Below are 12,387 nucleotides of genomic sequence, written 5' to 3'. Positions count from 1 at the left end.
CAGCAAACTTGGCACACTATCGAGTTCTCAAACAACAGACGACCAACCCGACCCCACCACAGGACCAGCGAAGACCACCACACCGCCACAACCATCAGCGGGCCGAACCACCATACTCCGCTCACCCGGACCACACAACCAGCCGAACCCCTGCCCGCTTCCCGCCGCCTCCCGCGCACAGCACAGGACAGCAACCCGGATCAACGAGCCGTTCACACTGAGTGAATGTCATCCAGGACCCCGGAACCGGTGATCCTGCCGCTTCCACACGACCGCCGGTCCTCGAACCGGCCGACCGCTCGCGGCGACGAAGAAGAACACTACACACCCCCGGAGTCCCCCGCAAATCCGGGGGTCTCCGGTGATCCGGGTCACCTGGTGCGGCCGTGTGAGCCCGGCGCCCCGTGCGTCGGCCTGCCGGCACCCCCGCACCCGGCAGCCCGGCAGCCCGTTTCGTCGCCGTCCCGCCCGCGGACCGTCGCCGTCCCGCCCGCGGATAGGATTCCCGCGTGAAGGACTTGCTTCCCCTTGAGACAGAGCGCCTCTTCTTTCGCCGCTTCGCTGAAGCGGACCTCGAGGCCATGCACGCGTACCAGTCCCGGGAGGACTACGCCCAGCACGCGTGGCGCGGCCCCCGCACCTGGGACCACTCGCAGCGCGTCATCGCCGAGCACCGCGGTCCGCGCGCCTTCCTGAACGACGGAGACACGATCCGCTATGCGTTCAGCGCCCACGACGATCCGGACGGCCTCTACGGCGAGATCGTGCTGACGCTCGTGGACGCCGAGTCCCGCCAGATCGAGATGGGGTGGGTCGTCAGCCCGGATCATGCCGGCAACGGCTATGCGGGCGAGGCGGCCACGGCCGCGATCGACGCCTGCTTCGAGCGTCTCGACGCCCACCGCGTCTTCGCTCGTCTCGACGCCCTGAACCGCAGCTCCATCAAGGTCTGCGAGCGCATCGGCATGCGGCGGGAGGCGGAGCTGCGCGAGTCGCACCTGCAGCTGGGCGAGTGGCGGACCGAGCTGATCTACGCCGCGCTGCGCACCGACCGGATCAGCGCCGACTGAGCACGCGCCCGGCTCAGCTGCCGGAGCGCTCGGCCTCCAGGCGCAGGAGCTCCTTCTTCCGCTCGATGCCCCCGGCGTAGCCGGTGAGCTCGCCCGTGGAGCTGACCACGCGGTGGCACGGCACGATCACCGACCACGGGTTGCGGCCGACCGCCTGCCCGACGGCCTGGGCCATCCCCGGGCCGCCGAGCCGCGCGGCCAGCGCCCCGTAGGTGGTCGTCCGCCCGTAGGGGATGTCCTGCAGGGCGCGCCAGACGCGCGGCCGCAGCGGCTGGGGCCGGTCGTGCAGCGCCAGGGGCAGGTCGAACTCGCGGCGCTCACCGGCGAACCACGACGCGAGCTGCTCCGCGGCCTCGGAGAGCAGCTCGTGGTCTCCCACCTCGCCGAGCAGGTCATCGTCGGGCAGATGCTTCTGGTCCTCGAACCAGCACCCCATCAGCGCGGCGCGGTCGTCATGGGATCCGACCGCGACGACCATCGCGCCCAGCGGGGTCTCGACCCGCCGGTGCAGGCTGATCTCCGGCACCGGCATCCGCAGGCCCCGCGCCTTGGGCGGGACAGGGCTCCCGGGTCGGCGTGCCGCCCGGCCGCTGGGATCGCGATCGCTCATGGACTCATGGTGCGGGGCAGCTCCGGGAAGCGCAACGGCCGGCTCCCCCTGCTCGGAGGAGCCGGCCGCGGCACGGCGTCGCGGTGATCGGCCTGACGGTGGGGCCGCATGCACCGCGCAGCGGGGCGGGATCAGCTCAGGATCGGGATCTGCAGCGGGTAGCGGTAGGCCTGGCCGCGGCTCGCCTTCACCGCGCCCAGGATCGCGAAGACGATCGTGATGATCCAGAGGACCGGCAGGAGGGCCAGGCCGATCCCCAGGGTCACGATGCCGATGATCCAGATCGCGACGTTCAGCACCGCCACGATCACGTTGAAGTTGAACGCGCCCGCGGCCGCATTGCGCACCAGCGGATCGCGGTCCTTGAAGACGAACCACAGGATCAGCGGCGCGACGAAGCCGACCCACCCGAAGCTCAGGAGGTTCAGGACCGGAGCGGCGATGTGGGAGACCAGGGCCCAGGTCCGGGCATCCGACGGACTCATCGGGCGCGCGCTGCGATCGAAGGTCGCCCGGCCGTAGTTCCCCTGGGCCGTGTACTGCTGCCCGCCGCCCGGCTGCTGCGCGTACGGGCCCGCACCGGTCGGATCCTGGGCGTACCCCGGCTGCTGGCCGTAGCCCTGCTGAGCGGATGGGCCGTCGTATCCTGGCTGCTGGCCGTAGCCTGCCTGGCCGGGGCCGGTCCGGCCGTAGCCCTGGGGCTGCCCGTAGCCGGGCTGCCCCGGGCCGCCGGCCCAGGTCGGCTGACCGTCCGACGGCTGCGCGGCGCCCTGACCGGGCTGCCCGAACGACGGAGCGCTGTAGCCCCCGTCCGAGGGCGGAGCCTGCTCGCCGCTCCGGTCGCTGGAGCCGGTGCGGCCGCCGAGGTCGTCGGCCCGGCCGTGGTCGGGATCGGCGGAATGGGGGTCCTGCCAGCTCACAGGGAGCTCCTTCTCGCGTCGATGTCGTCGGTCCCGCGTCGCGGGGTCGTCGTCGGTCGCCGGATCGGCTCCCGTCGCGTGCTCGTGCCCCAAGTGTAGGCAGAGACCGGCGGCCGCCGCCGGATGGGGCGGCGGCCGCCGGGGAGGGGGCGGCCGCTCAGGCCCGGAACGCCCGCTCCAGGTCCTCGAGATGATCGTCGAGGTCCTCGATCCCCGCGGACAGCCGCACGAGGTCGACCGGCACTGCCTGGGGCGTGCCGGCGACGGAGCCGTGCGTCATCTCCGACGGCCAGCAGATCAGCGACTCGACCCCGCCGAGGGAGACCGACAGCTTGTACATGCGCGTGGACTCCGCGAAGCGTCGGGCCGCGGCCTCGCCGCCGCGCAGGCGGAAGGAGACCATGCCGCCGAACCCGTCCATCTGGCGGGCCGCCAGCTCGTGGCCGGGATGCTCACGCAAGCCGGGGTAGAGGACCTCCGCCACCTCGGGCCGGCCCGTGAGCCACTCGGCGATCCGACCGGCGTTGTCCTGGTGCCGCTGCATCCGCAGGGAGAGGGTCTTCAGCCCGCGCGCGGCGAGGTAGCAGTCCTGCGGGCCGGCCACGGCGCCGCCGGCGAACTGCTGGAAGCCCACGAGCTCGGCCAGCGTGCTCCCCGGGGAGAACCCGTCCACGGCCGGGACCTCCCAGTCCCGATCGGAGACGACCACGGCCCCGCCCAGGACGTCGGAATGGCCGCCGATGTACTTGGTGGTCGAGTGGACCACGACGTCCGCGCCCTGCTCGAGCGGCCGCTGCAGATAGGGCGAGGCGAACGTGCTGTCCACGATCAGCAGGGCGCCGGCCTCCCGGGCGATCTGCGCGATGCCGGCCAGATCGGCGATGCCCAGCCGCGGGTTGGTGGGCGTCTCGACCCAGATCACCCGGGTCGTGTCCCGCACGGCTGCGCGGACGTCGTCGAGGGAGGTCACGTCCGCGGCGCTGTGCCCGACCTGCCACGGAGCCAGGACGCGGGTGACGAGCCGATTCGTGCCGCCGTAGCCGTCCGCACCCAGGACCACGTGATCGCCGGGGCGCAGCACCGAGCGCAGCAGCGCGTCCTCCGCGGCGATCCCGGAGGCGAAGGCGAAGGCCCGGGCCCCTCCCTCGAGGGCGCGCAGCTGCTCCTCGAACCCGTTCCGGGTGGGGTTGGAGCCGCGGGAGTACTCGTGCCCGTCGCGCAGGACGTTGATCCCGTCCTGCACGAAGGTCGAGGTCTGGTAGACGGGCGGGATGACCGCGCCGGTGAGCCGATCGGGCTCCTGCCCGGCGTGGACCGCGCGCGTGGTGAAACCGCTCATGCCCGCACCTCCTGCCGCGCCGCCTCGTCCGGGACCTCGGCACCGCGGGCCGACTCCAGGCGCAGCAGCTCGTCGAGGGAGGACTGCAGGTCCGCGATCAGGTCGTCGACCGACTCGAGCCCGACCGACAGCCGCAGCGTCTGCCACGAGATCCCGCCGGCCAGGCGCTGCTCCTTCGTGAGGCGGCAGTGCGTCATGGCGGCCGGGTGGGTGATGATCGAGCGGACGTCGCCGATGTTGGCCACGAGCTTGAACAGCCGCAGCGAGTCGACGAACCCCGCCACGGCGGCGTCGGAGCACTCGAGCTCGAAGCCGAAGACCGCCCCGACGCCCTGCGGGTAGTCGCGCTCGGCGATCCGCCGGTCCGGCGATCCCTCGACCAGCGGGTGGTGCACGGCCCGCACCGCGGGGTGGGACTGCAGGAACTCGGCCACGCGGGCCGCGCTGTCGGAGTGGCGCCGCATGCGCAGGTCGAGCGTCTCCAGGCCCTGGATGATCTGCGCGGCGTTGAACGGCGAGAGGGTGAGCCCGAGATCGTGCACGAACTTGGCGCGGCACAGGTGCAGGTACGGCGATCCGCCGCGCATCTTCTCGACCAGGCTGATCCCGCCCCAGCGCTCGCGGGGCCGGGTGAACTGGGGCCAGCGCTGCGCGTCGGACTCCCAGTCGAAGCGCCCGGAGTCGACGACCACCCCGGCCAGGGACGTTCCGTGCCCGCCGAAGAACTTGGTGGCCGAGTGCACCACGATGTCCGCGCCGTGCTCGAACGGCCGGTACAGCACCGGCGTGGCCAGCGTGGAGTCGACGACGACGGGGATCCCGCCGTCGTGGGCGATCTCGGCGATCGCGTCCAGGTCGCCCAGAGTGGCCAGCGGATTGCCGATGGACTCCAGGAGGAAGCCCCTCGTGTCGTCCCTGACCGCGGCGGACCATGTCGAGGGATCCGTGGGGTCCGCATAGGTCACGCTCACGCCGAGATCGGCCAGGGTGTCCCCGAGCAGGTCGACGGTCCCCCCGTAGATCTTCTCGGAGACGACGAGGTGCTTCCCGGGCCCGGTGCTGATCAGCGCGAGCAGCGCCGCCGCCACGGCGGACTGGCCCGAGCCCATGGCCACGGCCCCGATCCCGCCCTCGAGGTCGGCGACCTTCTGCTCCAGGACGGCGACGGTGGGGTTGCCGGTGCGCGAGTAGGTGAAGCCCGGCGCGGTCTGGGCGAACATGGCCGCGGCCGAGGCGTGGTCCGGGAACTCGAAGGCCGACGACTGGTAGATCGGGACCGGGAGCGTGGCCTGGACGGGAGCCGCCGACGCGTGCGGATCCGAACCGGCGCGACCGGCATGGATCTGACGGGTGGCCAGCGAGGCCGAGCTCTTGAGCTCGTCGCAGGGCGAGGGGGTCATAAGAGGTGATCTCCGCGAGTGGTGCTCTTGACCTGCACGTCCCGCCGGAGCTTGTTCGTGCGCTGCGTCAGGTGCAGGCCGCTTCGTCATCCGAACCACCCTTGAACATGGGGTTGGTGCACAGCCAAGTCGGAGCTTGGCGGCTGTGTCTCGTGAAGCTGACAAGGAGACTAGCACCACACCGCGGCGCCCGTCAGACCCCGCCCGGGCGCCGCCAGAGCAGCACCGCGGCCATGGCCATGGCCGCCGCGCCGCCCAGCACGAGCACCGGGCCCAGCAGCAGGCGCACCTCGAGCAGGGCCGCCGCGCTCACGAGCACGGCCGCTGCCAGCACCGACCCCCAGCCGCGGTCCGCGTCGTCGTCCCGGGTGCTCTCGAGCCGCGCGTCGGCCAGGCGCTCGACGACGCTCAGCGGACGGACCGCCAGGAGCACGAGCGCCCAGCACACCGCTGCGATCGGGATCCGCCACAGCCACCAGCCGGCCGTCTCCGGCGCCGGGTCCGGGCCCCCCAGCAGCCACCACGCGGCCATGACCGCCACGATCACGGGCAGGTGCCACAGATAGAGGGTCGTGGCGCGGGACCCCACGAGCCAGGCCGCCGCCCGAGCGGGCCGCCGGGACATGAGCCGCCGCAGGGCCGGGGACAGCAGCTCCAGGGCGCAGGCCTGGACGAGGCCCAGGGCGACCATGCACAGCGTCGGCGGGTTCAGCGTCGACAGCGCGTCCTCCCCCCCACCACGGCAGGGCGGTCAGCCCCGCCAGGAGGACGACGCCCGCGGCCATGACCCGGACCAGCCGGCCGCGCGGGGCGCGGCGGAGGGTGCCGTCCTGCAGGAAGAAGCCGATCTGGTGGATGGCCAGCCACACGGGGGCGAAGCCGAGCAGCCCCCACCAGGGCTGCTGCAGCGCGATCCGGACCGCCTCGACCGCGGCGCAGGCCAGCACGAGGCCGCCCATCGCGGCCCCGGGCCGGCGTCGATGCAGCCCGTGCAGCGCCGGGACCGCGACCAGGCACAGCGTGTAGGCGCCCACGAACCACAGATGCATGCCGAGTCCCCGCAGAGCCAGGCCGACCCAGTCCCCCGGCACCCCCAGTGCCAGGGCGGTCCACGCCCCGGCGGCCAGGACCGCCCACAGGGCGGCCGCCGGGAGCACCAGCCGCAGGAGCCGGGCCCGCACCCACGACGGCCCGCAGGCCCCTGCGGCGGACCTCCGGCTCCAGGAGATCGCGGAGGCGCACCCGCCGACGACGAAGAACAGCGGCATGACCTGCAGCAGCCACGAGGCAGCCGGGTACCAGCCGTATCCGGTGGGGACCATGACATTGCTCAGCGCGCCGGTCCCGGGGTCGGCCGTGATCGTGACCAGCAGGACGTGGATGGTGACGACGCCGATCAGGCAGCCCGAGCGGGCGGCGTCGAGCGCGGCGTCCCGGGAGGCCGGGAGTGCCCGGGTCGCTCCGCCCGTCCGGGGACCGCTGTGCTGTGCCACGCGCTCGATCCTGGCATGCGCGCGCCCTCCGGGGCGGCGGCTCCCGACGAGCGCGCTCCGCGGCGCCCGGGGGATGACGCGAGGGCCCCGCTCCTGGACGGTTACTCGTGAGTCACCTGGATATGTCGCGCGATGCATACGCCGGCCGCGATCCGCGCGTTCACGCGGCGGATGTGCAGGATTTCACCAGTCCCCGACCCTGTACGGGCGCCCCGGCCTCGCCTAAGCTGGCCGCGGGCATCACCACGATGACGTCGGACGCCCACCCCCCCCCAGCAGAACGCCGACGATCATCGCAGGAGCAGCACATGACTCTGACGAGCACCCGGATGGGGCGCCTCGGAGCACCCGGGAGCGGCACCGGCCGGGACTCCGGCGCGGGCCGGAACGGCGCCGACGCCCGGCGCCCCCGGCGGCGGGCCGCGGAGCCGCGCTCGCCCATGTGCCGCGAGTGCACCACCGATCACTACCTCAAGATCCGGCTGTTCCTGCCCTCCGCCCGGCGCATCGGCCGCCTCTCGGGCGTGCGTCGGCTCGTGGGCCGCATCATCCGCTCCGCCCGCCCGTCGGGCGGACGCGTCGAGTACTTCTGCCAGAAGTGCGGCACCCCGCAGCGCCATCAGATCCCCGAGGGCTGGGAGCCCTCCGTGCACTCCCTGACGCCGTGCGATGTCCAGGACCTCTCGTCGGTCTACATCGCGCCGGGGGAGTCCCTCCCCGCTCAGGCCGTGCGGGAGCAGCTGCTGGGACCCGACGACACCGTGCAGGAGCCGCTGCCCCGCGCCGAGAAGACGCGCGCCGTGCGCAGCGGCCTCCTCGCCTGACACGGGCGCCGCGCGACACCGGGCGCACCGCCCGCCCGGGACGACTCCGTCCTGTCATGGAAGTGACACAATCGGGGAGGACCCCGGCCGGGGGCGGATGACCCCCGGGCGCCCTCGGTCGCCGCCCGTTCACCAGCGGTTCACGCGCGGCTTGCAGGGTGGACGACGACCTTGACTGCACGAGCCCTCACGGCACCGCCGATCCCCCGATCCGCGGGCCGCAGGGCCCTGGAACGGAGACGACGTGAAGATTGCGATCCTCGGCGGCGACGGATTCTGCGGCTGGCCCGCGGCGCTGCACCTGTCGGAGAAGGGCCACGACGTCATCATCGTGGACAACATGTCCCGGCGCAGGATCGACGACGAGCTGGGCGCGCAGTCACTGACCCCCATCCGGCCTCTCGTGGAGCGCCTGCGCGCCTGGACCGAGGTCTCGGGCAGGGTCATCGAGCACCGGCACATCGACGTGGCCCAGGACTACGACCTCCTGCTCCGGCTGCTCACGGAGGACCGGCCGGACGCCGTCGTGCACTTCGCCGAGCAGCGGGCCGCGCCGTACTCCATGAAGACCTCGCGCACCAAGCGCTACACCGTGGACAACAACGTCGCGGCCACGCACAACCTCCTGGCCGCGATCGTCGAGTCCGAGCGCGACGTCCACGTGGTCCACCTGGGCACCATGGGCGTCTACGGCTACGGCACGGCCGGGATGAAGATCCCCGAGGGCTACCTCGACGTCGAGATCCCGCACGGCGAGCAGGACCCGATCCAGCAGCAGATCCTGTACCCGACCAATCCGGGCTCGATCTACCACATGACCAAGTCGCTGGATCAGCTGCTCTTCGCGTTCTACGCCAAGAACGACCGGGTGCGGATCACCGATCTGCACCAGGGCATCATCTGGGGCACCACGACGACCGAGACCCAGCGCGACGAGCGCCTGATCAACCGGTTCGACTACGACGGCGACTACGGCACGGTGCTCAACCGCTTCCTCATGCAGGCGGCGGTCGGCTACCCGCTGACCGTCCACGGCACCGGCGGGCAGACCCGCGCGTTCATCCACGTCCAGGACATGGTGCGCTGCATCGAGATCGCACTCGCCAACGCCCCCGAGGCCGGGCAGCGCGTCAAGATCCTCAACCAGATGACCGAGACGCACCGCGTGCGCGACCTCGCGGAGCTCATCGCCCAGATCTCGGGCGCCACGGTCGAGATGGTGCCCAACCCGCGCCAGGAGTCGGCAGAGAACGAGCTGCACGTCACGAACGACACCTTCCTGGAGCTCGGTCTCCAGCCGACGACCCTGTCCGAGGGCCTGCTGCACGAGGTCGAGGAGACGGCCAAGCGGTACGCGCACCGGGCCGACCTGTCCAAGATCCCGGCCCGCTCGCTGTGGAACCGCCGCACGCAGCCAGGCGTCCCGGCCTCCGTGGCCGCCTCGTCGCAGAAGGACTGAGCCGCGTGCGCATCGCGCTGTTCACCGAGGTCTTCCTGCCGAAGATCGACGGCGTCGTCACCCGCATCCTGCGCACCATGGAGCAGCTGCAGGAGCTCGGCCACGAGGTCGAGGTCTTCGCTCCCGGGCACCCCCCGCAGCAGTACGCGGGCCATGCCGTCCACAGCGTCCGCTCGCTGTCGTTCAAGCCCTGGTACCCCGAGATCAAGGTCGGCCTGCCCACGGGCCGCATCGCGTCCCGCATGGCCGAGTTCGAGCCGGACATCGTGCACGCGGTCAACCCCGTGTGGCTGTCCGCCTACGGCGTGATCTCGGCCCGCCGGCGCGACCTGCCCCTGCTGGCGTCGTTCCACACGGACGTCCCCCAGTACACGGAGGCGCTCGGGCTGAACCTGCTGCGCCACCCGTCGGAGTCGTGGATCCGGTGGCTGCACAACCAGGCCGAGGTCAACCTGTGCACCTCCGGGCCCATGGTCGAGCGCGCCCGCTCGGTGGGCATCCGCGACGTCGACCTGTGGCCCAAGGGCGTGGACACCGATGCCTACACCCCGGACCGGGCCGACCGCGCCATGCGGGAGCGGCTGACCGACGGGCACCCGGACGCCCCTCTCATCGTCTACGTGGGCCGGGTCTCCAAGGAGAAGAACCTCGACGACCTGCTCGAGCCGATCCGCCGGCTGCCGCAGGCCCGTCTGGCCATCGTGGGGTCCGGGCCGCACAAGGACGCGATCGAGCAGCAGTTCGCCGGCACGAACACCGTCTTCACGGGCTACATGTCCGGTCTCGAGCTCGCGCAGGCCTATGCCTCCGCGGACGTCTTCGCCTTCCCGTCGCGCTCGGAGACCCTGGGTCTCGTGGCCCTCGAGTCGTTCGCCTCCGGCGTCCCCGTGGTGGGCGCCCGAGCCGGCGGCATCCCCTTCGTGATCGACGAGGGCGTCACGGGGCACCTCGTGGAGCCCGGCGACGCCGATCAGCTCACCGAGCGGCTGCGGGGCCTGATCGAGGATCCGCAGCGACGGCGGCGCATGGGCGAGGCCGCTCGCCAGGAGGCGCTCCAGCACTCCTGGCGGGCCTCGACCGAGGCGCTCGTCGGCTTCTACCGGCAGGCGATCGACCGGCACTGGGCGGATCACGTGCCGACCGGCCCGGTGCTCAAGCTGGTGGGCGCCGCGGATCAGCGCGTCCTGCGGCTCCCGCAGGCGATCCGGAGGTACACCGATCTCCTGCCCTGAGGGCACGGGCGGCTCCGGCCCGTCGCGGGATCGCCGGCCCACGACGGGCTGACGGCCCCGCGCCGCGACGGGCGGGGGCCCGCTCAGTGCCGGGTGACGCGCGAGGCGATCCGCTCGACGATGCCCTGCTCCTGCTCGGCGCTCAGCTCGATCCCCAGCACCCGCGCCCACGCGCGCACCTGCTCGCCGTGGTAGCTGTGCCCGTGGCCGCCCGGGATCTCGACCGAGCGCGGCATGTCCGTGGTGATCTGCCAGAAGGTCACCCAGGGCAGCCAGCGGAACGAGCGGATGACGTCGGGGGCCGGCTGGCGCCGCAGCTCCTCGATCCAGTCGAAGCGGTGCCAGATGAGCTGGGGGCTCCACCACACCACCGGGTCGGAGGCGTGCTGGAGGTAGGCGATCCGCGGGGCGCGCCAGGGGCCGTACGGCTGTCCCGACGGCGCGATGTCGAGATCCTCCGGCCGGTTCGCGAAGCGGATGTGGCGCCCGTCGCGGTACACGGGCCGGATCTCGGTCGAGCCTGCATCGCGATCGGCCACGATCCGCGACCAGAGCTGCGTGGCCCGGGGGGTGCCGGACCACACGGCGCCGTCGACGGACTCGAGCATGTCGTGGACCCCCGCGAAGGCGCCGTGGCCCCCGTACGCCCCCAGCGACTCCCCCGCGACGTAGAGCCGGGGGCGGCGCCCCGGCGGCAGCCGGCCGAGCTCGCGGCGCACCCGCTCGAAGAGGACCCGTCCGGCCCGCCGGGCGCTCTGCCGGTCGACGACGAAGGCGAGGCCCGAGGGAGCGAACGAGTACTGCATCGTGGCGCAGGCGCAGTCCCCCCCGGTCAGGTACTCGACGGAGGCCGGCGTCCAGTCCTGGATCCACCCGGTCCCCGTCCCCGTGAGCAGCACGAGCACGGAGCGCTCGAAGCCCCCCGTGCGATGCAGCTCGGCCACCACGGCCTCGGCCGCGTCGTCGAGGGTGTCGTGGGCGATCTTGCCCGCGAACACCCGGATCGGCTCCCGATGCTCGCCGGGTCGCGTCAGCGGGCTGAGTCCGAGGCGCCGCAGATCCGCCGCCCGCGGGCCGTCGGCCACGAAGGCCTGCCCGTGGGTGCCCAGCACGTCGTAGGACTCGCTCGAGCCCGGCCCGCCCGAGCGCTCCGGCTCGCTCGGGCGGCGTCGCCCCGTGGCCCATCTCCTGTTGGCGACCGTCGCGCGGCGGACCATGCGGCGGGCGATCTCGGAGATGAGGAGCCGGTTGGTCAGCACCACGGCTGCGAGCCCGGTCAGGGATGCGATGCCGGGGCCCACGAGATCCCGGGAGAAGAAGCGCACTCCCCCGGCCACCGTCGAGCGGATCCAGTGCATGACCCAGCCGAAGGCGACGCCCCCGAGCCACCAGGACGTTCCCGCGAGATAGCCGACGACATGCGCGCGGGGCCCGCCGTCGCGCGTCTCCACGAGCTCGGAGGTGCGCTCCTGCGCGTAGGCCGAGCGGGCCAGCACCGCCCCGGTGACCGCGGTCGCGCCCCCGATGAGGGCGGCGGTCAGCGGATGCAGCCGCCCCCTGCGGCGGGCGGGGTCGGTGCGTCGGCGGAAGTCCGCCGCCGCACGGTGGATCCCCCGCGTGGGCCGGTCCGTCAGCCGCAGGCCGAGATTGTGCAGACCGACGCCCAGGGCGTAGCCGCCCAGCTGGTTGGCGGCCACCGACGCGGCGGTCATCCACCACGTGCGAGGGACGAGGGACGGCGACAGGGAGACCCAGGATGCCCCCAGCCCCAGCACCAGCCCGGCGCGGTTGACCCAGGGCTGTCGGACATCTCCCGGGCGGTGGATCGGAGGGCGGAAGGAGAAGCTCACCCGGCCATCCTAGGGATCGCGACGAAGCACACAGCGAAACATCCGAGGCGAGGGTCGGCCTCGGCCTCGATCTGCGATGGAATGGCCCGGGACCCGCCGCGCCGGACCGGCCGACGGCCTCCCGCCCCCGGCGCCGCATGCCCACCGACCGCTGCCCCGGACCCGGGGGCCATGTCCCGAGGAAGGCGCC

The 12,387-nt window shown here is 72.9% G+C and carries 10 protein-coding genes, 1 pseudogene and 1 riboswitch; of the genes and pseudogenes, 4 read left to right on the top strand and 7 right to left on the bottom strand.

The genetic code is table 11. The features are described from left to right. The first annotated feature begins 509 nt into the window (after nt 1-509). Nucleotides 510-1,070, top strand: coding sequence for a GNAT family N-acetyltransferase (locus FSY66_RS02140; protein WP_144790753.1), 561 nt, complete (start codon nt 510-512; stop codon nt 1,068-1,070). A 13-nt stretch (nt 1,071-1,083) separates the two neighbouring features. On the opposite strand, the gene FSY66_RS02135 is transcribed toward FSY66_RS02140, so the two are convergent. The 6 genes and pseudogenes from FSY66_RS02135 to FSY66_RS13090 form a co-directional block, all read right to left on the bottom strand. Then, entirely contained in the window at nt 1,084-1,680 is a 597-nt protein-coding gene (locus FSY66_RS02135) for a methylated-DNA--[protein]-cysteine S-methyltransferase (protein WP_260853357.1), read from the bottom strand. Nucleotides 1,681-1,811: 131 nt separating this feature from the next. Then, nucleotides 1,812-2,600 carry a DUF4870 domain-containing protein gene (locus FSY66_RS02130; RefSeq protein WP_144790751.1) on the bottom strand — a complete coding sequence of 263 codons (789 nt, stop codon included), beginning with the start codon at nt 2,598-2,600 and terminating at the stop codon, nt 1,812-1,814. Nucleotides 2,601-2,757: 157 nt separating this feature from the next. Then, a complete protein-coding gene (locus FSY66_RS02125; protein WP_144790749.1) occupies nt 2,758-3,939 on the bottom strand; it encodes a cystathionine gamma-synthase in 1,182 nt (393 codons plus the stop codon). Then, nucleotides 3,936-5,339 (bottom strand): O-acetylhomoserine aminocarboxypropyltransferase/cysteine synthase family protein, encoded by a 1,404-nt coding sequence (locus FSY66_RS02120; protein ID WP_144790747.1) that lies wholly within the window; start codon nt 5,337-5,339, stop codon nt 3,936-3,938. Before FSY66_RS02120 ends, FSY66_RS02125 begins: the two co-directional genes overlap by 4 nt. A gap of 48 nt (nt 5,340-5,387) precedes the next feature. Next, nucleotides 5,388-5,497, bottom strand: a riboswitch (SAM riboswitch). A gap of 35 nt (nt 5,498-5,532) precedes the next feature. Continuing rightward, nucleotides 5,533-6,030 (bottom strand): hypothetical protein, encoded by a 498-nt coding sequence (locus FSY66_RS12745; protein WP_260853355.1) that lies wholly within the window; start codon nt 6,028-6,030, stop codon nt 5,533-5,535. 94 nt (nt 6,031-6,124) lie between these two features. After that, a pseudogene (locus tag FSY66_RS13090) lies at nt 6,125-6,970 on the bottom strand (acyltransferase family protein); the annotation flags it as partial. Nucleotides 6,971-7,140: 170 nt separating this feature from the next. On the opposite strand from FSY66_RS13090, the gene FSY66_RS02110 reads away from it, so the two are divergent. The 3 genes from FSY66_RS02110 to FSY66_RS02100 all read left to right on the top strand — a co-directional run bounded on the left by FSY66_RS02110 (nt 7,141) and on the right by FSY66_RS02100 (nt 10,347). Next, nucleotides 7,141-7,656, top strand: a complete 516-nt coding sequence (locus tag FSY66_RS02110) for a hypothetical protein (protein WP_144790743.1) — start codon at nt 7,141-7,143, stop codon at nt 7,654-7,656. 244 nt (nt 7,657-7,900) lie between these two features. After that, nucleotides 7,901-9,115: an NAD-dependent epimerase/dehydratase family protein gene (locus tag FSY66_RS02105; protein WP_144790741.1), complete on the top strand. Its 1,215-nt coding sequence runs from the start codon at nt 7,901-7,903 to the stop codon at nt 9,113-9,115. Between the two features lie 5 nt (nt 9,116-9,120). Next, nucleotides 9,121-10,347 (top strand): glycosyltransferase family 4 protein, encoded by a 1,227-nt coding sequence (locus tag FSY66_RS02100; protein WP_144790739.1) that lies wholly within the window; start codon nt 9,121-9,123, stop codon nt 10,345-10,347. Between the two features lie 83 nt (nt 10,348-10,430). Here the strand turns inward: FSY66_RS02100 and FSY66_RS02095 are convergent, their stop codons facing one another. Next, complete coding sequence (locus FSY66_RS02095; RefSeq protein WP_144790737.1) at nt 10,431-12,197, bottom strand: alpha/beta-hydrolase family protein; 1,767 nt, start codon at nt 12,195-12,197, stop codon at nt 10,431-10,433. Nucleotides 12,198-12,387 lie beyond the last annotated feature (190 nt).

The sequence above is a fragment of the Kocuria palustris genome, from assembly GCF_007666205.1.
In the GTDB taxonomy this organism is placed as follows: Bacteria; Actinomycetota; Actinomycetes; order Actinomycetales; family Micrococcaceae; genus Kocuria; species Kocuria palustris_A.
Note: the sequence above shows the minus strand (reverse complement) of the source record. Positions and strands in the feature narration are given on the sequence as shown.

What these genes read in the sequence shown, in the direction of transcription:
- FSY66_RS02135 (WP_260853357.1), bottom strand. Translation starts at nt 1,680, where the DNA reads ATGAGCGATCGCGATCCCAGCGGCCGGGCGGCACGCCGACCCGGGAGC.
- FSY66_RS02110 (WP_144790743.1), top strand. Translation starts at nt 7,141, where the DNA reads ATGACTCTGACGAGCACCCGGATGGGGCGCCTCGGAGCACCCGGGAGC.
- FSY66_RS02125 (WP_144790749.1), bottom strand. Translation starts at nt 3,939, where the DNA reads ATGAGCGGTTTCACCACGCGCGCGGTCCACGCCGGGCAGGAGCCCGAT.
- FSY66_RS02120 (WP_144790747.1), bottom strand. Translation starts at nt 5,339, where the DNA reads ATGACCCCCTCGCCCTGCGACGAGCTCAAGAGCTCGGCCTCGCTGGCC.
- FSY66_RS12745 (WP_260853355.1), bottom strand. Translation starts at nt 6,030, where the DNA reads ATGGTCGCCCTGGGCCTCGTCCAGGCCTGCGCCCTGGAGCTGCTGTCC.